Raw genomic sequence first — 21,948 nt, 5'->3', positions numbered from 1 at the left:
AAGCTCCTCCGGGAATAAAGCTCCGCCGAATGACTTCATCCGTATCAGAATAACCATGAAAAGCCGCCTCCTCCTTCCTGCCATGATCTTTGCCAGCCTCTTTGGAATGAATCTCCGGGCCATGCCCCTTGCCGTCGGGGCTGCCGTGCCGGACGTGACCGCGCCGGATGAGAACGGCCAGCCGGTGAATCTGACGGAGGCGACGGCAAAGGGATTGACGCTGGTTTATTTTTATCCGAAGGCGGGGACTCCGGGTTGCACCGCCCAGGCCTGCTCGCTGCGCGACGGGATCGTTGACCTGAAGAAAGTCGGCGTGAAAGTGATCGGCGTGAGTCACGACAAGCCCGAGGCACAGAAGGCGTTCAAGGCGAAATACGATCTGCCTTTCACGCTCATCGCGGACGCCGACGGGAAGGTCATCGCCGCTTTCGGCGTGCCGACGCTTCCTCTTGGCATGGCGCAGCGGCAGTCGTTTCTCATCCGCGACGGCAAGGTCGTGCAGTATTTTCCGAAGGCCCAGACGAAGACCCACGCGCAGGAAGTCGAGGCCGCCGTGGCGGCCCTGAAGTAACGAGAGCGAATTCCCTGCTTGCCCTGAGGGAGCGCGATGGTTACTTTCCGCGGCTCGTCAGATTTTTCCAGTGGGTTGGTAGCTCAATGGTAGAGCAGTGCCCTTTTAAGGCATTGGTTCTGGGTTCGAGTCCCAGCCAACCCATCTCCCCAATTACTCTGGGATCAGCTTAAATGCAGGCTGTAGAGACGGTTCATTGGGTGTTTCTGTTTGACGTTGTTCGCCTCGGAAAAATGCTATTTTGCGCCGAAATACACAAAAAATTGGCAGCGAATTGGCAGCGAATAAGGTCAGTCTGTTGAGTGGTTCTGCAGCGACTTTCGAATTGCGTGCAACAGATCTTCAAATTCCGAGAGTCCCTCTAGGAGTTCGATTTTTTTCTCCTGCTCAAGAGCCAAGATCGCATTTCTCCCGCCGATTCGTTTCAGCCAGTGCTCGAAGTTGGCGCGGGGTTGATGCAGGAACGTGAGACCGCCGCTGCCGGCGCCGCTGGTCTTTTTTCGGCGCGTTTGAGGTCCCCAGCGACTTCCATCGCCTAGCGTTCGGGATGAATTCTGCTCCTTGATCCAAGTTCGCAGCTCTTCGGTGTCTGGGTATCGGAAATGGTATCCGTTCGTGCGAACTGCGCCTGGAATTTTTCCTTCACTCGCGAGTTGCGCGATCCTCCGCCTTTTTAGGCCGACGAGGTGAGCAAGGGTTTCAACGGGGATTGCATCGACCATGATGTGCAATGTGCAAAATTGACAGTGCGCGTCGAATCGATGAAAACAAAAGCGAATTCTGTCGATGGGCGGTTATTGAGCGCAGTTGAAATGGCAATGGAGCTGGATCCGACGGGGCGTCGAATCACGGCGCGAAGTATCCGGCGGCTGGCGTGCCAGAGGAAAATTCCTGTGGTCAGACTCGGATATCGATCGGTCTTCTTTGATGCCAATGCCGTTCGGCGGGCTCTTGAGATCTACGAGGTGAAAGAAATTCACTGAGGGACGTGCATTTTCTTTTCTCTCGGGCCGGCGGCCGCCGGCGTCGATCTGACCAAGCTGACAGCGTGCCTCTCCTCGCGTGATGGACAGTCTCGAGCGTTGTAAACAAAAGCTGCCAATGCCGGATCTTTGGCGCGTGCTGGGGTTGCCCGGCGTGCCGAAGAAGGTGATGCGCAGCCCGTTCCGTGAGGATCGGAACGAGTCCTTCAGCGTCTTTGAACGGGATGGGCGCTGGTTTTTCAAGGACCACGCAGTCGACGAGCACCATGGTGACGAAGTCACCCTCATCGAGCTTGCTCGATCCATCTCCAATCGCGAAGCGATCACACTCTATCACTCCCTCGCCGGGGTGGCGTCGTCCCGCGGCGGCGGCTCGCCTGCTGAGGCAGGCAGTAAGCCAGTCAGGCGCAAAAATCGTGCCACCGTGGCCGAAGAAAAAAAACCGGAGAAGCCTCGCGACACGAGCATTCAGCCGGAGTGGGCCAGGACGCTACGCTTCGAGCAGGGCGGCCGGTGCTACGTCATTTCGACGATCTACGACTATCTAGACAGTGACGGCGAGGTGTTGCACCAGACGGTGCGCTTCCAATGGGAGAGTGAGGATGGAGAGAAGCGGGACAAGACGTTCCGCCAGCGTCGAAAGCCGAAGCCAGGCGAGCGGCCGGCGGTGGATGGCTGGGTGTATTTCCTCGATGGCATCGAGCCGGTGCTCTACCGGCTGCCGGAGATCGAGGCGGCCGGAGAGGGCGAGCCGATCTTCCTCGTCGAGGGAGAGAAGGATGCGGACACGCTGAAGGAGCTGGGCCTCCTCTCAACCACGGTGCCGATGGGCGCCGGCAAGTGGCGCGACAGCTACCTGCGCACGCTCAAGGGCAAGTGGGTGGTCGTGCTCGGGGATAACGATGACGCGGGCCGGAACCACGTAAACAAGGTCTGCAAGGCCCTCCGAGAGGCCTGCGGCCGCCTCGGCGCCGTTTATCTCGCGGAGAAGTGGCCAGAATGCCCGGATAAAGCCGACATCACTGACTGGCTGGGCTTTCTCGACGAGCGGCCGGACGTCGTCGGCCTCGGGGATTCCTGTGAGGCGGAGGAGGTGCGCGATGCGGCGTATCTGGCGCTCAAGGCTTGGGCGGAGACGGCGAGGCCGCCGGAGGAGATCCGGTATTCACATTGCTTCTCGTATGGTGATCGTGGGGGACTGAAGGTCCACCAGGACGAGCTCGCGGGCGTGCTGAGTGAGGAATTCGTCGCGCGCTACGCCGGCGAGGAGTGGTGGCAGTGGGAGCGAACGCGCTGGCGCCGATTGGACGTTCAGCGCGAGCCGCGCCGATGGATCATGGCCGCGTTGCGATCGCACCTCGACGCGCGGAAGGAAATGACGAGCTACCTTGTGAACTCGATCGAGGACCTCATGGCGAACCGCGTGGCGATGCACGTCGACCGTTTCAATTCGCACGATGCGGACCTCATCAACTGCGCGAACGGGATGCTCCACATGCGGGACCTCACGCTCACGCCGCACAATCCGAAATACCTCTCGACCGTTCAGATCCCGCACGCCTACGAGGGCGAGGCGGAGTGCCCGCGGTTCAAGGCCTGGCTCGAGCAGATGCTGCCGGCGGCCGATGTTCAGCGGCAGGTGCAGGAGATCTTTGGCTACTGCCTGGCGCCGCAGCTGAATTATCACAAATTTTTCTTCTTCTACGGCGATGGCGGCACGGGCAAGTCGACGCTGATCGAGGTGCTCACGAAATTGATCGGTGAGGATAACTCGATGGCCCTGCGCCTGCAGGAGCTCGACAATCCCTTCCAGCGAGCGCAGCTCGTCGGCAAGCGGCTCTACCTCGCGACGGAGCTCAATCGCGACTCGTTCAAGCACATCGATCTCATCAAGGCGATCACCTCGGGCGAGCAAATCGGCGTGGATGTGAAGCACAAGGCCGGCTACAGTTACCGGCCGCAAGGGCGCTTTATTATGGCCTCGAACGTGCGGGCATCGACGTCAGACACGAGTGACGGGTTCTTTCGTCGACTGTGTCAGGTGACCTTCGAGAACAAGATCCCGGAGGATCAAAAGGACTACAGCCTGGTCGCGAAGTTCGAGGCGGAGATGAGCGGCATTCTCCGCTGGGCGCTCGAGGGTCTGCACCGGCTCATGGAGCGAGGGCACTTTGAGCAGACGGCCGACAGCGCGCGAGCCGCGAAAGAGATCCAGATGCACCGCTCGAGCGCGAAGGCCTTCTGGGAGGCGTGTGTGGAGTTGGTTGATAGTGCTGATTCTGCAAAGGTTTACCTCACGGTGGAGCAGCTCTTTGCGGAATATAAAGAGTGGTGTGAGTGGGAGGGTGTGAAGCCTCACTTCCAGGACAGCGATTCTCTGTCACGTGAGTTTATAAATAAAATGCCTCACCTGAAAGAGTTTAAGAAAAAGGCAAGTATTTGGTTCGAAGGATGCAGGAAACAACCGATGAGTTATTTTGGATTCCATTTCCGAAATTGGCGGCCGCAAGGAGCGAGTGAGTAAGAATTTCTGACTTAGATGATCGGATTAGGGCGCGGGCCATTGGCCTAGCGCCCATTTTCTTTTTGAGGAGCACCGTTGTGAAGGATCATCATTCACAGTATGTCATTGGTAAGAGTTGTCATTCACAGTTGTAAGTTGTTTTGCACGACAATTTTATGAGTTTTTGTGAAGGGTGAGAAAGATATGGGCTCATAAAAAAGGAAAGTTTGGAATTACTGTGCTGTAAAACAGGAGAAGTAGACTCGCCATTCATCCTAAACACCTTTCACGCTCGCCATTCTACTCTGTATTTCGGATGTGCAGCATCCGATGTGCGTGCAGGATCGAGCTGGGTGAACGTCACGGTTGACATTTTGCGCTGGGCGGGTCAGCGCCCGTCCGTTTTGAGTTCGGGACCGCAGGTGCGGTGGGCGCTGGCCTATTCTTTTCCATGAAGCGAAACAGACCGATGCGAATCAGAGGAGTTGCCAAAGTGCTGAAGCAGCTGCGGCGGCGATTCACAAATGCCGATTTTCAGATCGAGATTCGCCGTGCTAATGGCGAAGTTGTGTGCGCGACTCTCTTCGAGGCAATTGAAATCCACTCGCCGGATTTCGACCCTGGAATCATCCTGATCGCGCGCGAATAAGTTAACCACCGCGGTGGTAAAGGAATCTATTAAGTCGTCTTGTTAACAGGTGTGCCGTAGGCAGGTGCCGTGTTTACCCATGAGGGGTATTTTTTGAGTTAAGTTCAGTTGATTTGACAGGATTCTTACCAAAGATTGTGATGTTTGGTTATGGCGGAAAATCCTGACGATTCGGATATCGTGACGATTGGTCTTGATGAGCTTCGTCGTGATTGGCCGCGGATTGAAAAGCGGCTGTCGCAGGGCACCGTTTATCTTTTGCGAAGTCACAAGCGATCGGTCGCCTGGCTCATGCCGGCGTCGGCCGATAGCTTAGTTCCTCTGAGTGGTGCAGCTCTTCGAGAAATTGGAACTCGCCTGGCTGTTTTTTCGTGTGGGCAGCCTGGGCAGGATCGCGCCAGCTAACTGACTGACTGTCTATTTTTGATTCAGAGCGGCGGCGGCGAGCGATCCGATTTCTTTGTTCGAAAGCCACTGGACGAGACGCACGGAAAAAGGATCCTCGGCGTCGTAGATCTCGAAATGGAGGTATTGTGGCGCCTCTGGGAAAAAGCGGAGCAGGCATGGGCCGAGCCAGCCATCCTTGTCCATTTCCCGGCAGTGGTAACGGTTCCATTCACCGTCCTCCTGGGCGCGGGATTCCTTCCAGATCAAAGTCAGGCGGGTGGAAGGATTGAATTCTCCCCCGAAGAGAAGCACGGGGTTTGGCACAGGGAAGGGCTTCTCGGCGATCACGGCGTCGATCAGCTCTGTCATTCCTCCTACGAACAGCTCCCGCTCCAACCCCAGATCGTGGCGATCAAAGCACCAGAGGCCCTCTGCCCTGTAGAGTCGAAGAAAATCGAGGTCGGGAAGAATCTTTGCCAGCATGCAAGAATCTCGCCAGCCGAATGAAATGCGCAAGAGGCGCGTGGGAGCCTATTAGGCGTCTAAAGTCCCGTTCGTTCTATGTGGAACGGTCGAGTTTAATTGGAAGTGATCTCTCGAATTGCGTGGCTATCGGTGCCCCAGGGAGTTTGGTGAATTTCCGTGATTCCTTGGAGGATCATGTAGCGCCCAAAGTTGCCGCGCCGTTCGATGCTCTCTCGAGTTTCGAAATCTGTCTCGACCTCCCAAGCTTTCTTCCCGCTTCGAGCAATCCACGCGCGGGCCGCGCGGGCGGATTTGAAAGGGCCGGAAACTTCGTTGTCGTCCAGGTCGACCGCGAGGAATGATCCGATTCTAATGGCTGCTTGTTCCTTCATTAGACGCCTTATGGGGGCCGCCGCGGCGGGATTCAATTTCAAATTTCGATCTGAACTGCGATCCCTTTGTCCGGACAAAGAGGTCGTAGATCGATGGGGCGCACGGGTGCTTGATGGGGATGTGCGTGTAGCGGATGTGTGCCAAAAATTGGGCCAGAATTTTTTTTCGGAATTGACAGCCTCCGATTGAAATGGCCGAGAGCGTGCTTCCGCAGAAAGGGCGTGGATTTTCAGAGGATGAGCAAGAATGCCTTCTGCTTGTGAGGGCGGCCTTCTTGAGTTGTTCGCGTCGCGAGAGGCCGAGGGGGCGTGAGAGCACGGAGGAATGCCTTTGTCGCGAACTGAGGGGGGTCGCTCACGAGGTCGCGAATGAGATCTTGGATGGGGCGGCAGGAGACACTTCCAAGCTTGAGAAGCTATTTTTGGAACTCGATGCTCTTCGCAGCAGCGCTGCCAGTGAGGAGTGTATGTCCGATGAGGAGATCGATAGCCTCGTTGAAGCGCTTCGGGATTACGTCGACGCGTGCTGCCGAGGAATCTTGTTGAAGGCGAGCGGGCGACTCCAGGGAGAAGGGATCTCGTTGGTGCGAAAGCTCGATCGTGTGATTGATCGGATCGATTTTGGAGACGGAGCATCTCTTGAGGAGGTCTGTGGAATTTACACGGAGGTCCGCTCTTACATGGATCGAATTTTGCGGCAGAGTTGACGCCGAAGCGGTGTGCATGAGCAGCACAACTCGCCGAAAAATTGACTCCTTTTATTCCGCCCTCGATGCTCGTTTTTTAGAGATCGATTCCATGTTTGCGGCTGTCGACCAAGCGGATGCCGCGGCGGTCGAGGCCCGCGCTTTGTTTGAGAGAGAATCGACCATCGAGCGACTTGAGGCGGTCGCGGCGGCGGACGCGCGAGCCAGTGCGATGCGGGCTGCGGTGGGAGGAAAAACGAGTGATGACTTTAAGGCCGGGGAACAGCGACGATGCCTGGGTGGAAACCCTGCGGCTTGGCAGGCATTGGCCGACGATTTTGCGCTCATTCAGCCGGCGGCGAAGACGAATCTTTCTCGCGCGGAGGATGCTGCTTTGGCGGCTCTTCCGGCTGCCGTGAAAGCGGGGGTGGACTTTCTTGGTAGCGGAGATTTCTATCCCTCGGGAAGTGGAGAGGAGGCGGCTTGGCGGGCTCTTGAGCCTTGCCTGCGCTCCTTGCGCGATGCCCGCAAGCTAACGCTGCATGTGAACTCCTGTCGTGCGCGGTGCTTGGAGGCCGCGAAAAACTTGCCAAGTGATGACCGGTTCGAAGCGCTGTGCGTCGAACTGGCGGAAGTGGCAAATCAGGTTGAGCAACGCAAATAGTTCCAGTGATGCGCGCGCTGCTCAATTGGGAGGAATCCGCGCCGGCGGAAAGGGTTCGTGTGGGGCTGCAAAGCTTGTCGCGCGAGAATTTGCTGGGTGAGATCGTTGGCGTAGCGGCGGGTGTCGCGGACGCGGATCGCGCGATGAGCACCGGGTTCAAAAAGCTCGGGCTGCTCCTCGTTGAGCTGCGGCGGCGGGATGGAGACGCTTTTCAGCCGTTTCCCGCGCTTCGCGAACTCGGAATCCCGAAAGGCACTATCTCTACAGGTGTCGCGACCTCGGGCATTGCGGCGTTGTTTCTCGAGGGGCGTATGACAAACGAGCAATGGCGGGCCTTGTCCTGGCGCGATGTCGTTGAACTCAACAAGGTTCAAAGCTGCGGCAGACTTTCGATCATGGTTGCCGCGCGGTTGGAAGTTCCTTTGCCTGCGGCCCATTTGCGGGCCGTGGAGCGTGCGAAGACGGCGGATGATGCGGCTAAATGGGCGCGAGCGGTGGTGCAGCATGGCCTGTCAGTCGGGGAACTAGCCGCGTCCATTGAGGCTGGTGAGGTGAAAAAGTCTGTCGGCGAAAGAAAAGGAGGGTGGCACCCTGTAGGAGTCGGAAGGAGAACCGTTTTGCTCGGGCGCGTCGTCGCGGATTTCGATACCTGGCGTGGTCAACAGAAGCTTCGAAGCTGGACCCGCGAGCGTTGCGAAGCTGCGCTTTGTGAGATGCGGCCGATGCTGGAATTTGCCGCTCTCATCCGTGAGCGCATGGAAAGCCTGTAGAGCGTGATTACCCGCGAAGATGATTCGGGCTGGCGGGATCGTGCCCGTGCGGAATTTGACGGGTGGTTGCAATCGCTGCCGGCCACGGAGCGGGAGCGACTCCGAGCGAAAGGAATCAAAGATTTCGATGGGCTGAAAGTTGGCTTCGACTGCGTAAGGGAAGGCGATGACAGGGATGTCGATGAGGTCGTGAGTTCCTTGATCGCGCGAGCCGAAGGCTACGATTTTCAAGAGAAGTTTTTTGAAACACTTGGTGAAGGGAGTCGCGACGCTGAAGACGAGCGGGCGGACGGGCTTCGATTCGCTATTGTCGAATTGGCTGAGAGCGAGCCGGGAGAAGGGTATGCTAAACTCCTCGCTCTGGCAGTTGCGAGCAAGTGGGGCGTCGCTGACGGTTTCGACCGAAAGTGGGCAGAATCCGCGGTCAGGGTGCCTCCAGAACGGTTTGATCGACTCGAGAAATTTTGGCGGGAGCATCTTGATTTTGCCGACCGGCGAAAGGTCGCGGTGCTTCATCGTCTCCTCGACGAGCTCATTCCGGGCGGGTGTTCACAAACAAAAATTGTGGCGCTCGACATCGCGACTGGAGGTTGGCTTCGCGGGAATGGGGAGATTGTTTCCATAGCGGCGCGGCGGTTAGGAGTTTCACGGCAGGCACTCTCCAAGGCTGTGCGTGGATGGCGCGAGCGTCTGGGGGAGTGTGCGGGATATTTTCGAACGAAGTCCGATTCGGCGATAGAGGGGTTTCGGCAAGCTCAATTGAAAAACGGATGGCGGCTGCGCGGAATTAACGAGGGGCGCGACGGGGCGCGGTTGAGTTGACACCGCGCGGCGAGAATGCCTGCCTCTGCTTCTCGAATCCCGCGCCACCGGGTGCTGCTATCTCGGTTGCCTCTTTTTGCATTTTCGGAGTCCGATGAGCCACAACGCAAAACTCCGGCTTGGTTGCAGGCTGGCATCTCCGCCGGCCTGAGTGGCGCTGCGCTTGGGTTGATCCCAGGATTCCGACGCGGATCCAATGTCAGAAGCGTTCTGAAGTCGGTCGGCGCGGCTGCGGGGGCTGGTGCGGCGATCGGTGGGGGCGGGACTTTCGTTGGTGGGCAGATTCTCGGTCGGCCTGGAGAGGACGAAGGTGGGGCGACTACAAAGCGCGCGGCGGTGGGAGGTGCCGTCGTGGGGGCGGGACTAGGCGGTGCGGCCGCCATTGCATTGCGGCAGGGGGCGAAGCTTCCGGGGCTGGGCAGTCTCGATTCTGCCGCACGCAAGTGGCGACCCGCGGCTTTTTTGAAAACGGCGTCCACGCCGACTGCCATCGCGACAGGAGCAGGAATCGGCGCGGTTGTTGGCGGTGCGCATGCAGCGGACGAGGGCCAGCAAGTGGACACGATCAATGCGATCAAACGCGACCGGAAAAATCGTCAGTCTCAGCGGCGGGAATTCGCCGACGCGCGGCCGCGTGACGGCATGGGGCAGTTTACTCCGGCGGCGCAGGCGGCGCTTACGCCCGGGACGATGGCGGCTGCCTACGGCAACGTCCAGGCCGAGAAAGTCGCGAGACGGAGGAATTTGCTCGCACGGTTGGGTCTCCTTCGTGGCGTCGGTCGGGACGCTGCGGGCCTGGCGGCGTCGGGGGCTGGCGGTCTCCGGCCCCCGACGTTCGCGCCCGCGAAAATCGCGGCACAGAGCGCGCGGCTGTTGTCGGTGCCAGCGAAGAGTGCCGCGCGCTTGAGCTTCGCGCGGCGCGCCATCCACGAACTCAATTTTTAACGACTCATGAAAACGATCGCTGAATTGCTGGACCGTCACGCGCCGATGAATCGTGTGTATGACGGCATCGAAAAACAAACCGTCGACCGCTTGATGATGCGGCTTGGAATCGACCACGAGGCGCTTATGGCCTTGATCCAGGCGGGCATTCTATGCCCTTTCGGAGGTCCGAGGGGCTCTGGCGACGCTGCGGAATTTCCTTTCAAGACCAGCTCCCTCAACGAACTCAAGCGGGCGCTGCTGTCGGCTGCTCTCGTTTCGCTCGCGGAGGAAATGGATCTCGATGATAGCCCCGACATGGAGCGCCGTTTTGTCCAGGCGGCCGATTTCTTGCTTTGTCAGAACCGCGACGACATGCGCAAGCGAGGTAATCGCGCGAACGACGAAGAAACGAAGCGACGCCGAGGGGAAGCAAACATCGAGCTTCGCAGGGCGGCGCGAAGCGGGAGTGCGCGCGAATTTTCCTCGGCGGGTCCGACGGAAAAATCCGTGATTCACGTTCTCGGTGCGCGCCTGGTCGGGATCGAATTCGACGGGCAACCTCTCACCGGAAAGCTCGCGGCGGATCGCTATCGCAAAAAGATTCGCGACGACGACGAATCTCGACGGGATGCAAATCTCCTCCGGTCGGGTGCGCTGGGTGCGGCAGCGGGTGTGCTGGCGCCCGCGCGCGGTCTTGCGCCTGGTCGTCGAGCTATCCTCGGGGGAATCCTGGGGGCGGGCAGCGTGCTTGCGGTGCGTAGGGCTACCGAAGGCACAAAAGATATGTATGGCGATCGCAGTCGTGAGGCGAAGCAGGTGGAGGGAGCGGTGCCGTTTGTAGCCGGGGCGGCCGCGACTGGAATTGCCGCTGCACGCTTGAGCGAGGTCGTCAGACAAATCATGCGGCGAACAGCGACATCGAAATTCTCCGAGACCGCTCGCTCAGTCTTTCTGAATGCGCTGGCGAGAGAGGGTCATCACGAGCGGAAACTATTTCTCGCCGATGCGCGGGCGGCTGGATTTTCCTTCGATGAGAAGAGGGCTCAAAGCTCGCACTACGTGTTCTTCGGAGTGGCCGGAAGTGTCTTCGATCATGTTCTGAAGATGATTCGGAGCGGAGCGATCAATCTGCGGACGCCTGGCACGACGCTGAATGGTGCCGCTCGGGGCGCGCTGAAAGGTGTCGGCGTGGGAGCCGCCATTGGAGCGGGGAGCGCTGTCGTCGATGGCGATCCGGAAACCGGGTTGCTTGGAGGTGGCGCGCGCGGAGCTGCCGTTGGCGCGGGGATTGGAGCCGGAGTTGGCGCGCTTCGTGGAATGTCGCCTGGTGGGAAGGGGTGGCTCCGCAGGATCGCGACGGGAAGACCCTGAGCCATGAGCGATCGAGGTGACTTTCCGGAGTATGGTCCGGGAGTGCAAAGTGTGAAGGAGGGGGCAGAGGGTTTGTCGCGAATGGGTGACGCGCTTGATGCGGCGAGGGCAAAGGGTGGCACTCTTCTCAAGATTCTGAACGACTTTGCGGGGCCGCTGGCTCTCGCGAGCGGAGCGGCGTTGGGGTTTGCCTTGAACCTTGGCAATGTTGTTCGGCAGAGCGAGTTGGTGAGAAAGTCGCTCGAATCCCTGGCGAAGATGCAGCTCTATCGGGATCAGCTCAAAGGGTTGCTTGGTGGGCTGGATGCCGCTAACCGCCGTCTGCGCGAGACGGCAGAGTGGGCAAAGCGCTCGCCGTTTTCGTTCGACGATGCGGCCGTGGGGGCGCGGAATTTGCAGGTGCTCACGGGAGGGCTGTTGGCGACGCGCCGGGGTATGGACCTGGTGGGAGATGCAGCGGCGAGAAACGGCGCGCCATTTAGCGACATGGCGGCGGCGGTCGGCACGCTCTACGATAACCTTCAAAATGGTCGGCCGGCAGACAATGCCGCCCAGGCGCTTGCGAACATGGGGGCGGTGTCGCAAAGCACTGCCGGCCAGATCGCGATCCTTTCTGCGAGTGGAGCCGATTTTTCGACGATGTGGCGATTGGTCGAGGGCGATCTTGCGCGGAGTAGTGGCGCGATGAAAACGGCAGCGAATGAAATCGCGGGCCTCCAGGCGAAGCTGTCGAGCACGCAAGAACGCAGCAACCAAGAAGTTGGAGAGGCATTTGAGGGTGGGGCGAAGATCGGGTTGGAATCACAGATCAAGTCGGCTGAGGCTCTTGCTCCGGTTCTCAAGTCGGCCAGCCAGGTTGTGGGGCTTTTTTATGCTGCGTGGGAGCGGGTGACCGGGGCGGTTTCCGTTTTTGCGTCGACCATTCCCGGCCTGCGATCCGGCGTGGTCGCCGTGACGAGTGCGCTCGGCGTGGCTATTACCGCCCTGGCGGTGTTTAGTGCGCTTATGGCTGTCCAGGGCGTGATCCAGTTCGCTGTGGCCATTACGGGCTGGGCGACGGCGAGTTCGGCAGCGGCAGGGGCGATGGGGATTCTGGCGCGCTCCGTTCTTTGGCTAGGTAACGCGACAAAACTGGCGATGGGGCCGGTGGGATGGGCGATCGGGTTACTTACGGCGGTGGCGGCGGCGTGTGGAGATGCGTGGATGTCGGCTCAGGATTATTCGAAAGGCCAGTCCGAGATGCGGCGGTCGACGGAGCAGTCAAACGCAAAGCTCCAGGACCAGATTGAGCATGTGAGGACGTTGGCCGATCGCGCGGCAGTGCTTGCCGCGGCCTACAAAGGGGTTGCGGATGCGCAGGCGAATCTGGATGCCGCCAAAAAGGAGGATCGGGAAAACCAGAATCCCTTCAAGGATACCGGCAAGGCGGTGAAAGATCGGGAAGGCGAGCTTCAAACCGCGAACGCCAATCTCGAGGCGGCTGTCGAATCTGGCGCGGGCGCGGCGGTCGCTCTCGACGAGAAACGGCTGTCCCTCGCGAAGGAGCGGTTGGAACTCGAGCGGCAGATTCGCAACGAGGTTCAGGAATCCGTGATCGGCAATCTCAAGGGCGATGCGAAGCAGAAGGCTCTTGAGGAGCGGGCGGCGGAAAAGCAAGCTGCCTCGGCGAAGGCGGATTCCCAGACGCAGTTGCTCGCGGAAGATCGACTGGCAGTGCAGCCGCGCGAGGCTGCGTTGACGCAGGCGAACGACACGCTGGCGACGGCAACGCCCGATCTCGAAGCAAAGAAAAAGGACCTTGCAGCGTATCAGAAATGGGCGGACCCGGATCCCGCCATTATGCGGCAAAAGCAGGCGGATGTGGCGGCAGCGCAGTCGGTGGTGGATAACGCGGCCGCGCAACGAGACGCTGCCCATGCGGCCATTGCCGGCTACCAGGGGAAGAGCGAGGAATACCAGGCGCAGGCGGCGTTGAGTGCAGTGACCGCGCCGGGTTCCGGCGCTACGGAGGAGGAGAAGAATGCGGCGCAGATGCGGCTCGAGCAAGTGCGCGTGGAGAACGATCCGTCGCGAGCGGCGACGGAGAGTGCGGCTGCCGTGCGGGCACGGGACGCGGGCGTGCTGGAAAACCTCCAGGGTAAGGCCGAGTCGGGGGCCGCAGATCAGGAAGTCGCGGCTGCGCAGAAGATCGCTGGTTTGCGCGGGCAGGGTGTGGAGCGAGCGAGAGAAGAGGCGAAGATCCGACTCGAATTACTCGACCAGGAGCAGGAGCGGCTGCGGCGGCAGGCGAAGGCATTGGCGGCCGTGGACAATCCTGCGGACACTCGCGATCTCGTAATCAAGCAGCGCGATGTGGCGCGTGAAGGCGCTCTGGGTAAGACGCCGGCGCAGGTGACGCAGGAAATGAGGGAAAACGCGGTGGCGAGAACGGATGTGCTCGATGGGCTCGATACGGCGGAGAACCGGGAGAGCACGCGGAAAGCCGATGAGGCCGCGGCGGCAAAACGGCTCGACGCGGAACAAAAGACCGCGGCGCTGCGATCGGAGGGTATTGCGCGGGCGAGGGAGGAAAGCCAGATTCGAGCAACGCAGCTTTCCAGCGAGCTGGAGGCGCTTGAGAGGCAGAAGAGTGCGGTCGAGGAGACGCGGCGGGCGCAGGTGGAGGCGGCAGCGAATCCCGGCGACGCCAAGAAGCGGGAGGCCTTAAAAACGGCACTAGCCGCGCAAGCTGCAACGGGGGCGGAGGGCGAGACGGTGGAGGGACTTGCGAACAAGGTGTCAGCGAAGCGTAATGAGATTGTCACCGAGAAGGCGAATGCTTCGAGTCTCGTCTCGGAATCCGCCAGCGCCGAGCGCGAGGCGGCGCTGACGTTGAGACGTTACGACATTGAAAGGCAGATTGCCGGATTGAAGGAGGAAGGTTACGACCGCGCGGTAAAGGAGGCGGCGCTGCGAAAGGAATCCATCAATACCGAGGTTTCCGACCTTCAAAACCAGCGAAAGGCGCTCGAGAGCGGTGACCGGAACAAGATCAAAGCTGCGGGCGCGGAGGGCAAAACTGTCGCCGGGATAGACGCGGAGATTGGCGGTCGCCGTGCGGAGATCACGGGCATCGATGCGGATCTCGCGAATCAGCGACGTGATGGGTTGCGAACAAAGCACCAGGCGGAAGGCGAGTTGCGGGCAGCAGGAATGGAGAATCGAGGCAACAAAGAAGGCGCCGCGCGGCTACGGGAGCAACTCCAGATCGAGCAGCGTATTCTCGAGCTCAAGCGGCAAGGGCTCACCAATGAAGAGGCGGTGAAGCTGGCGCGAGCGGAAGGTCGCGAAACGCGGAGAGAACGGCTGCGTAATCGTAGCCAGGCTTCCTCCGGCGGTAGGGCAGTCACTGCGGATGACTGGAACGGCGGCCAGGTGAAGCGTGCCAACGAGGCAGAGGCCCGGAATGCGATCGACTCGATCCGCGTGGATTCCATGACGGGGATCGGCGGCAATTCCGGCGGTGGCGAGGGGGTGACGAACCTCCTGCAGAAGATCCTCGACGCGCTCAATCAGGCAAATCGAGGCGACGTGCGGGATCCATCCCTGCAGGTGCCGAAGTGGGACACGCCGCCTTCCACCGGGCCGACATCGCCATTTTAGCGGCGTGGAATTAGAAGGCTACGCAGCCTTGCAGGGCAGGGCAACGACGTTCGCTGGTGTGGCCGGCACGATTGCGAAGTAAGCCTTGGCGGCGGATGGCTTCACGAGTTCGAGATAGTGTTGGCGGATGATGGCTGGCGAGTTCCCGGCTTCTAGAGCCACGGCGGCAATGTCGCGGGACTGTGCCAGGCGGTAGCTGATAGCCGAATGACGCAGTGCGTTGTCAGGCCAGTCCGTGAGCTTCGTCTTGTGCTTCTTCGCGGCGGCAATCAACCTCTGCAGCTCGGAGTCGGTGCGCCCGAAAAACGATGGCTTGAATCCAGCACGGACGCGCACGCGATCGAAAGCGTTGCGGTGGCCAGGTGGCATGAGTTTCCCGGCTTCCTTCGAGTGAGGGAGTAGCCATTCGACGGCATTCTCCGGGATGGTGACGGTGCGCCTGGATGAGGTTTTCGCAATCCGGGCGTCCACGCTCACGATTCGCTCGGCGAGGTCAATGGCTTGCCAGTCCAGCTTCTCGAGTTCGGACTGTCGCAGGGGGCAGAATGCGGCGAGGGCCAAAGCTGGAACAGTGCTGGCCTCGTGCTTGGTAGCAAGGGCAAGTAAGTTCGAGATTTCGGCGGGCGTCAGGATGCCGGGAGTTTCATCCACCGTCTTGGCGATGGTTGTTTTCTTGGCGATGGATGCGACTGCCCATCCGTGCTTTTCGGCAAAGCTCCAAAGGGTGCAGAGGTCCCGACGATGTGTGTTGCGGGTTCCTGGGTTCGTAATCGTCACAAGAAGAGCGTCGAGTTCCGCTGTTGTAATCGTGGCGAGGTTCCGGCCTTCGAACGTAGGGAGAAGTTTTCCGCATCGGGCGGCTAGGGTTCGGCAGTAGGTTTCATCTCGGCCGTTCCCGCGTTTTGAGGCGACGAGCCCTGCAATGGCGTCGGCAATCGAAACGCTGGCAGCCTGCTTGCGGTAATGATCGAGAGTGAATCGAATGGCGTCGGCGATGGTCAGGCCGAATCTCGCAAGCTCGGCATCGTCGAATGCAGCATGCCCTTCATTGTCTCGTCGGACGCGCTGGACTTGCGCCCACGTTTCCGCCTCACCTTTGGTGGGAAAAAACCGTCGTTCACCTGCCCCGTTCTTTCGGGTATCCACCAGAAACATGACGCGACCATGATTGATGACTTTTCGGATTTTCGGCCAAGATTGCTTTGATGCCATAGATGGGGTTAATTTTTGGCAGCATGGCAGCAAAATGGCAGCGAGGTAAAGACTACTCTGATATTCAACTCCCTTTTAAGGCATTGGTTCTGGGTTCGAGTCCCAGCCAACCCATCTTCCCGGTTTCCGGAAAAGCGGCTTGAATGCAAGCTCCGGGGCAATTCGGGGATTTTTTTCCTTCTTCGCCATTGCTTTTACCGGCGTCAGTTTCTAGTCCTCCCGCCGATCCCTCGATTCCCCGGGGTGCCCCCAATTTTCAATCCGGCGAGGACGATCACCTCAAAACCCAATTCACATTCTCATGGCTAACATTCATTTCATCGGCGGCGAAAAAGGCGGCGTCGGAAAATCCCTCGTGGCGCGCGTTGTCGCCCAATACTTCATCGACAAGGGCACGCCCTTTCTCGGCTTCGATACCGACCGCTCGCACGGCTCCCTGCTCCGGTTCTACGCGGGCTACGCCTCGCCGGTAGTGATCGATCGCTTCGAAAGTCTCGACCTGATCCTGGAGGCGGCTGCGGCCAATCCCGAGCAGCGAATCCTCGTCGATCTCGCCGCGCAGACGCACGACCCGCTGGTAAAATGGTTCGATGAGTCCGGAGTGTTCGATCTGACGGGCGAACTCGGACTTTCGCTCACGTATTGGCACGTCATGGATTCCGGAAAGGACTCCGTGGACTTGCTGGCGAAGCTCCTCGATCGGTTCGGGGCGCGGGTGAATTACGTCATCGTGCTCAATCAGCTGCGCGGCGACGATTTCGACCTCCTCGAGAAGTCCGGCGAATTGGAGCGCGCGCGCGGAATGAATGCCCGGGTGGTGACGCTCCCCCGCCTGCACCAGGCGTCCCTGGCGAAGATCGACGCCACGAGTTCCAGCTTCTGGGCGGCTTCGAACAAGAGCGCGGGCGGCAATGTGCTCGGCATGCTCGACCGCCAGCGCGTCAAGGTCTGGCTCCACAATGCCTACGCGCAGATCGACAGCATCGGAATCTAGGTTCCAGTCACTTTGGATGCCCCGTCAGGTGCACTGGCGGGGCGTCTCTTTTCCGGGCCGGGCGGGTCAATCGTTCGAGAAGTTCAGATGCATCATCAGAACACTCTGGAGCATGGCGTCTCCCACGAGTCGGCGGAGATATTCCTCCTCGGAACAGTGGCGGGTGCTGGTCCGGCCACGAATCGCATCGAGCTGGACGGCGGTGAGTTCCACCTCGACGCGGGCGAGGATGCCGTGGGGTCGTGAAACCGTGGAATTTGGCGGGAACTTTTTCATCTCGAGGGGAGCTGGTTCCTTTCCGGAAGGTTAACGCAAATTTCGGAAAAGTCTGCAAAAGTTAAGGGGGCCGCGCGTATCCTTGATGTGGCAACGATGACTCCCGCGATGGTTTCCGAGCTCGCCGACGTGCTGGCGGCGGAATTGGTCGACCTGATGCCGCGCCGGATGGCGCTGACGCTACCGATCTCGACGTTGCGATTCATCGACGCGCAGTGCGCGGAACGGGGATTGAGCCGTGGCGAGTATCTCGGCACCCTGATCGCGGAGATCGACTGAGCAGCGGGTTGCGACCCGAGGGAAGCGAGCTGGTCGGACAGGAAATCAGTTCATTGCCGGGGTGCCTTCGGCACGAGGCCGGCGGCCCGGACCCCACAGAAGCTGCTGCGGGCGAGCGCGGAGGCTTTCCATGAAGGCGCGGGCGGATTGGACGGTGGCCCGGAGTTCGCTGATGGTTTCCTTCGTCTCGCTGATCGTCGTCGTGACGTTGCCGGCGTTGGATTTGATGAGGGTGTCGGTGCGCCGGGCGAGTTGATCGAGAGAATTGGCGGCAGTGGAGAGTTGCGCGATCATGCGATCGATCGCGGCGCGGTTCGAGTCGATGAGGTTCTGGCCGCTGGCGACGAGGTGGTCGGCGTTCGTGACAAGCCCCTCGCCGTTCTTCACGAGGCCGTTGGCATTGCCGATGAGGCCGTTTCCGTTCGCGACAAGGGCCTCGGCGAGATTGACGGTGGTCGTGAGCTGGGTGAGGAGCGCGTCGACCTTTGGAATGATGCCGTCGAGGGCGTTGCCATCCGCACTGCCGATGAGCTGGCGGATGGAGGCGAGGGCGTTCGAGAGATCGCGGAGGATGGCGTCGAAGGTGACGGGGGCGACGCTGGCGATGAGGGCGTCGTTGGCAAGATCGGGGGCCTTGGGGTCGCCGCCGGTGAGGAGGACGAACTTGTCGCTGAGGAGCGTGTCGGAAGCGACGCTGGCGAGGAGGCCGGTGCTGAGGGCGGGGACGTTTCGGTTGAGGGAGAGGGTGATCTCGATGGCGTTTTCTGGATGGCCGGAGGAGAGGCGCTCCTTGGGGGTGAGCATGCGGACGGCGTGGACGGTGCCGGCGGTGGCTCCGGCGTATTTCACGAGCGAGCTGACCTGGACGCCGGTGACGTCGGGAAATTGGGCGCGCAGCGTGCGGCTGGGGCGATTGAACGGGTTGCCCTGGAGCGCAAAGGCGAGGGCGACAAAAAGCACCACGCTGCAGGCGACGACCGTCAGGGCGATGGCCCAATCTCCGAGTTTCTTCATTTCAGGGGCGAATCTTTAGCCTCCCGGCCTCCAAGACACAACGGCTGGATGGGGTTTCGACGAGGAATCATATTTCTTTTTCGCCGGGGTGGGGGTTTCCGAGGAGGCGTTCGAGGTAGTCCTCCTTGGCGAGCTTGAGTGGGATGGGGCCGTCGGGATGGCCGTTGATGAATTGCTGGACCTCGCCGTCGGGGCTGTTGCGAATCTCGTCGGGAGTGCCCATGGCGATGATTTTGCCCTGTTTCTTGCCGGTGCCGAGCATGATCATCTTCGTGCCGATGCGGAAGGCGCTGACCATGTCGTGGGTGACGACGACGGCGGTCATGTGCAGCTTGCGGGTGAGGTCGAGGGTGAGCTGATCGATGACGGCGGTCATGATGGGATCGAGGCCGCTGGTGGGTTCGTCGCTGAAGAGGAGCTCGGGGTCGAGCGCGACGGCGCGGGCGAGGCCGACGCGTTTGCGCATGCCGCCGCTGATTTCGGAGGGCTTCAGGTGCTCGAAACCGGTGAGGCCGACGAGCTCGAGCTTCAGCTTGACGACGAGATCGACGATGTCGGGGGCGACGCGGCTGTTCTCGATGAGGGGCAGCGCGACATTCTGGCCGACGGTGAGGGATTGGAGGAGCGCGCCGAACTGGAAGTTCATGCCGAAGCGCAGGCGGAGTTTTTCCAACTCGGCGGTCTTCATCGTGGTGACTTCCTCGCCGAAGATTTTCACGGAGCCGCTGCTGGGCTGCATGGAGCCGATGATGTGGCGCAGGAGCGTGCTTTTACCGCAGCCGCTGCCGCCCATGATGATCAGAGTCTCGCCCTTTTCGACCGTGAAGGAGATGCCGTTCAGCACCGTGCGGTTGCCGAATTTGCGAACGAGGTCGCGGACTTCGATGACGGGCTCGCTCATGTCTCGGCGAAGAAAAACGCGGCGGTGAGGATCGCGTTGGCAATGAGCATCGCGAGGATGCAGACGACGACGGAGTTCGTCGTGGAGCGGCCGACGCCCTCGGCGCCGCCTTTGACGCCGAGGCCATAGAAGGCGGCGATGGTGGCGATGAGCCAGGCGAAGAAGAAGCTTTTGACCGTGCCGCTGTAGAGATCCATCGGATGAGAACTCTCGATGAGGCGGCGGATGTAGGCGAGCGTCTGCATGTCGAGGGTGAAGTGGCAGATGGCCCAGCCGCCGACCATGCCGATGCAACTGCCGAAGACCGTGAGGGCGGGCAGCATGATCATCATCGCGAGGAAGCGCGGGACGACGAGGAAGCGCACGGGGTTGATGGACATCACTTCGAGGGCCTCGATTTCCTCCGAGACTTTCATGGTGCCGAGCTCGGCGGTGATGGCGGAACCGCTGCGGCCGATGACGACGACGCCGACGAGCAACGGGCCGAGCTCGCGGAGAAGCGAGATGGCGACGAGGTCGGGCACGTAGCTCGTGGCACCCATGCGGGCCAGTTCTTGCGCGCCCTGCATGGCGAGGGTGATGCCGATGCTGAGCGAGGTGAGGGCCGCCATGGGAAAGGCCTGCACACCGATGCGGACCATCTGCTCGAAAACATGGGACGGGCGAACCGGACGCCCACGAAAGGGGGCGATGAGCAGCCAGTAGAGAATCTGAGCGTTGAGGCTGAGGTAGTCTCGCACGCGGCAGGAACTATCAGGCCGCGGCGACGGCGGCGAGAGCGGCTTCCTTGGACTCGGCGATCGTGAACAGCTCGTTCAGGCGCACGAGTTCGAAGACCATTTTGACCTTGGGCTGGAGGCCGAAGAGGGCGAATTTGCCGCCGAATGCCTTGCTGTCGCGGACGTATTCGATGAGCGTCGCGAGGCCGGAGGAGTCGATGTAGGCGACGGCAGTGAAGTCGATGAGGAGGACGGGCGTCCTGGCCTCGACGAATTCGTGAAGTCCGGCGCGCAGGGTCGGGGAGGCGTGAAGATCGATTTCTCCCTCGATCTGGAGAATCGGGGTGCCTTGTTCCTCGGACTTACGGATTTCCACGGAGTTTGGATTAGCGGGCGACCGCGATGGTGGGAAGCGGAATGTGGTCGGAACGTGGCTCAGGTCGCCGCGGGCGTCGTGAGCGCGGTGACGATCTGGCGGATGACGCGGGCATCGAGGACCATGAGCGCGTGCAGGGGGACGGGGAGGGATTCGTTCCGGGCCCAACTCAGGGCGGAGCTGGAGGCCGGGAGGATCATCAAATCGAGCGGGGTGCGGAGGGTGATCCATCGTGTCGCGGTGAAGCGGACGGCATCCGCATCGACGGCGGCGAGGAAGGGGCTGCCCGGGCGCATGTCGCGCACGCCCGGAGCGGCGGAGAACCACGCGAGCCAGGTGCCGCGGTGGGGCGAGGCGATGCTGACGAAGGTGTCGATGCGGGCCGGATCGCCGAACTGGCGAAGGTAGGAGCGGGAGACGAGGCCGCCCATGCTGAAGCCGACGATCGAGAAGCGGGCGGATGCGGGAACGTGGGTGGTGACGACCTCGTGAACCCCCGCAGCGAGGGTGTCGAGGCTGGCGCGGCCGTTGTTTGGCGAGAGCGGGACGATGGCGGGCTCGAGACCGGCCTTGCGAAGGGCGTCGGCCATCCTGCGGAGGGTGCCGACGGTATCCCAGATGCCGGGCACGAGGATGACGTGCTTTGTGCTGGGTGACGATTCGCTCATTGGCTACACGACGGCATGGCGAACTTCGGCGCGATTTTTGACTGGGACGGCGTGATCATCGATTCCTCGGCGCAGCACGAGCGATCGTGGGAGTTGCTTGCGGCCGAGAGGGAGCTTCCGCTGCCGGAGGGGCATTTCAAGCGGGGATTCGGCAAGAAGAACGAGGTGATCATTCCCGATCTGGGCTGGGCGACGGATCCCGAGGCGGTGCGGGAACTCGGCTTGCGCAAGGAGGCGCTGTATCGTGAGCTGGTGCTTCGTGACGGCGTGACGCCGCTGCCGGGCGCGCGGGAATTGCTCGCGGCGCTACGCGAGGCGGGCGTGCCGTGCGCGGTGGGCTCGTCCACCCACCGGCAGAATATCGAGACGATCTTCGATGCGACCGGGTTGCGGCCCTTTTTCGCGGCGGTGGTGACGGGCGAGGACGTGAAGCACGGCAAGCCGGCGCCGGATGTGTTCCTCGCAGGCGCGGAACGGATCGGGCTGCCGCCGGGGCGCTGCGTGGTTTTCGAGGACGCTTTCGTCGGCATGGACGCGGCGCATGCGGCTGGGATGAAGTGCGTGGCCGTGGCGACGACGAATCCGCTCGAGGCGCTGACCCCTCGTGCGGAGCTGGCGGTCGCGAGCCTCGAGGAAGTCACGGTCGAGCGGCTGGCGGAGCTGGTCGGAAGGTAGGA

At 60.9% G+C, this 21,948-nt stretch carries 22 protein-coding genes and 1 tRNA gene; 13 read left to right on the top strand and 10 right to left on the bottom strand.

Features of this window, described 5'->3' with window-relative positions:
- Positions 1–55: 55 nt before the first annotated feature.
- Positions 56–571, top strand: coding sequence for a redoxin domain-containing protein (locus VIM61_01430; GenBank protein ID HEY8899064.1), 516 nt, complete (start codon positions 56–58; stop codon positions 569–571).
- Positions 572–643: 72 nt separating this feature from the next.
- Positions 644–715, top strand: a tRNA-Lys gene (locus tag VIM61_01425).
- Positions 716–861: 146 nt separating this feature from the next.
- On the opposite strand, the gene VIM61_01420 is transcribed toward VIM61_01425, so the two are convergent.
- Complete coding sequence (locus VIM61_01420) at positions 862–1,293, bottom strand: hypothetical protein (GenBank protein HEY8899063.1); 432 nt, start codon at positions 1,291–1,293, stop codon at positions 862–864.
- A 379-nt stretch (positions 1,294–1,672) separates the two neighbouring features.
- Between VIM61_01420 and VIM61_01415 the strand changes: the two genes are divergently transcribed.
- Together VIM61_01415 and VIM61_01410 are read left to right on the top strand one after the other, a co-directional pair.
- On the top strand, positions 1,673–4,078 hold the full coding sequence (locus VIM61_01415; protein ID HEY8899062.1) for a phage/plasmid primase, P4 family: 2,406 nt from the start codon (positions 1,673–1,675) through the stop codon (positions 4,076–4,078).
- Between the two features lie 472 nt (positions 4,079–4,550).
- The gene (locus VIM61_01410) at positions 4,551–4,706 is read left to right on the top strand and encodes a hypothetical protein (GenBank protein ID HEY8899061.1); all 156 of its coding nucleotides are present in this window, start codon (positions 4,551–4,553) and stop codon (positions 4,704–4,706) included.
- A gap of 417 nt (positions 4,707–5,123) precedes the next feature.
- Here VIM61_01410 and VIM61_01405 read toward each other — a convergent pair whose 3' ends face one another.
- Positions 5,124–5,576, bottom strand: coding sequence for a hypothetical protein (locus VIM61_01405; GenBank protein HEY8899060.1), 453 nt, complete (start codon positions 5,574–5,576; stop codon positions 5,124–5,126).
- Between the two features lie 95 nt (positions 5,577–5,671).
- Positions 5,672–5,986 carry a hypothetical protein gene (locus tag VIM61_01400; protein ID HEY8899059.1) on the bottom strand — a complete coding sequence of 105 codons (315 nt, stop codon included), beginning with the start codon at positions 5,984–5,986 and terminating at the stop codon, positions 5,672–5,674.
- 687 nt (positions 5,987–6,673) lie between these two features.
- Between VIM61_01400 and VIM61_01395 the strand changes: the two genes are divergently transcribed.
- The 6 genes from VIM61_01395 to VIM61_01370 all read left to right on the top strand — a co-directional run bounded on the left by VIM61_01395 (position 6,674) and on the right by VIM61_01370 (position 14,832).
- Positions 6,674–7,300, top strand: coding sequence for a hypothetical protein (locus VIM61_01395; protein HEY8899058.1), 627 nt, complete (start codon positions 6,674–6,676; stop codon positions 7,298–7,300).
- A gap of 8 nt (positions 7,301–7,308) precedes the next feature.
- Positions 7,309–8,070 carry a hypothetical protein gene (locus tag VIM61_01390; protein ID HEY8899057.1) on the top strand — a complete coding sequence of 254 codons (762 nt, stop codon included), beginning with the start codon at positions 7,309–7,311 and terminating at the stop codon, positions 8,068–8,070.
- 3 nt (positions 8,071–8,073) lie between these two features.
- Entirely contained in the window at positions 8,074–8,892 is an 819-nt protein-coding gene (locus VIM61_01385; GenBank protein HEY8899056.1) for a hypothetical protein, read from the top strand.
- A 462-nt stretch (positions 8,893–9,354) separates the two neighbouring features.
- Positions 9,355–9,837 carry a hypothetical protein gene (locus tag VIM61_01380; GenBank protein HEY8899055.1) on the top strand — a complete coding sequence of 161 codons (483 nt, stop codon included), beginning with the start codon at positions 9,355–9,357 and terminating at the stop codon, positions 9,835–9,837.
- Positions 9,838–9,843: 6 nt separating this feature from the next.
- Positions 9,844–11,190, top strand: a complete 1,347-nt coding sequence (locus VIM61_01375) for a hypothetical protein (protein HEY8899054.1) — start codon at positions 9,844–9,846, stop codon at positions 11,188–11,190.
- 81 nt (positions 11,191–11,271) lie between these two features.
- On the top strand, positions 11,272–14,832 hold the full coding sequence (locus tag VIM61_01370) for a hypothetical protein (protein ID HEY8899053.1): 3,561 nt from the start codon (positions 11,272–11,274) through the stop codon (positions 14,830–14,832).
- 18 nt (positions 14,833–14,850) lie between these two features.
- On the opposite strand, the gene VIM61_01365 is transcribed toward VIM61_01370, so the two are convergent.
- The gene (locus VIM61_01365) at positions 14,851–16,044 is read right to left on the bottom strand and encodes a site-specific integrase (protein HEY8899052.1); all 1,194 of its coding nucleotides are present in this window, start codon (positions 16,042–16,044) and stop codon (positions 14,851–14,853) included.
- 301 nt (positions 16,045–16,345) lie between these two features.
- On the opposite strand from VIM61_01365, the gene VIM61_01360 reads away from it, so the two are divergent.
- Positions 16,346–17,038 carry a hypothetical protein gene (locus VIM61_01360; GenBank protein ID HEY8899051.1) on the top strand — a complete coding sequence of 231 codons (693 nt, stop codon included), beginning with the start codon at positions 16,346–16,348 and terminating at the stop codon, positions 17,036–17,038.
- A gap of 66 nt (positions 17,039–17,104) precedes the next feature.
- Here the strand turns inward: VIM61_01360 and VIM61_01355 are convergent, their stop codons facing one another.
- Positions 17,105–17,314: a hypothetical protein gene (locus VIM61_01355; protein HEY8899050.1), complete on the bottom strand. Its 210-nt coding sequence runs from the start codon at positions 17,312–17,314 to the stop codon at positions 17,105–17,107.
- A gap of 87 nt (positions 17,315–17,401) precedes the next feature.
- Here VIM61_01355 and VIM61_01350 point away from each other — a divergent pair, with 87 nt between their 5' ends.
- Positions 17,402–17,593, top strand: coding sequence for a hypothetical protein (locus tag VIM61_01350; GenBank protein HEY8899049.1), 192 nt, complete (start codon positions 17,402–17,404; stop codon positions 17,591–17,593).
- Between the two features lie 45 nt (positions 17,594–17,638).
- Here the strand turns inward: VIM61_01350 and VIM61_01345 are convergent, their stop codons facing one another.
- From VIM61_01345 to VIM61_01325, 5 genes are all read right to left on the bottom strand, one after another.
- Positions 17,639–18,607, bottom strand: a complete 969-nt coding sequence (locus tag VIM61_01345; protein HEY8899048.1) for an MlaD family protein — start codon at positions 18,605–18,607, stop codon at positions 17,639–17,641.
- Between the two features lie 67 nt (positions 18,608–18,674).
- Positions 18,675–19,508: an ABC transporter ATP-binding protein gene (locus VIM61_01340; protein HEY8899047.1), complete on the bottom strand. Its 834-nt coding sequence runs from the start codon at positions 19,506–19,508 to the stop codon at positions 18,675–18,677.
- Entirely contained in the window at positions 19,505–20,248 is a 744-nt protein-coding gene (locus tag VIM61_01335) for an ABC transporter permease (GenBank protein HEY8899046.1), read from the bottom strand. The genes VIM61_01340 and VIM61_01335 overlap by 4 nt, the downstream gene beginning before the upstream one ends.
- Positions 20,249–20,261: 13 nt before the next feature.
- Positions 20,262–20,603, bottom strand: coding sequence for an STAS domain-containing protein (locus VIM61_01330; protein HEY8899045.1), 342 nt, complete (start codon positions 20,601–20,603; stop codon positions 20,262–20,264).
- Positions 20,604–20,662: 59 nt separating this feature from the next.
- Positions 20,663–21,271, bottom strand: a complete 609-nt coding sequence (locus VIM61_01325; GenBank protein ID HEY8899044.1) for a hypothetical protein — start codon at positions 21,269–21,271, stop codon at positions 20,663–20,665.
- Between the two features lie 15 nt (positions 21,272–21,286).
- Here VIM61_01325 and VIM61_01320 point away from each other — a divergent pair, with 15 nt between their 5' ends.
- Positions 21,287–21,946, top strand: a complete 660-nt coding sequence (locus tag VIM61_01320) for an HAD family phosphatase (protein HEY8899043.1) — start codon at positions 21,287–21,289, stop codon at positions 21,944–21,946.
- Positions 21,947–21,948: the final 2 nt, after the last annotated feature.

It is taken from the genome of Chthoniobacterales bacterium (genome assembly GCA_036569045.1).
In the GTDB taxonomy this organism is placed as follows: Bacteria; Verrucomicrobiota; Verrucomicrobiia; order Chthoniobacterales; family JAATET01; genus JAATET01.
The sequence above is the reverse complement of the archived record's forward strand: the minus strand, read 5'-3'. Positions and strand labels throughout refer to the sequence as shown.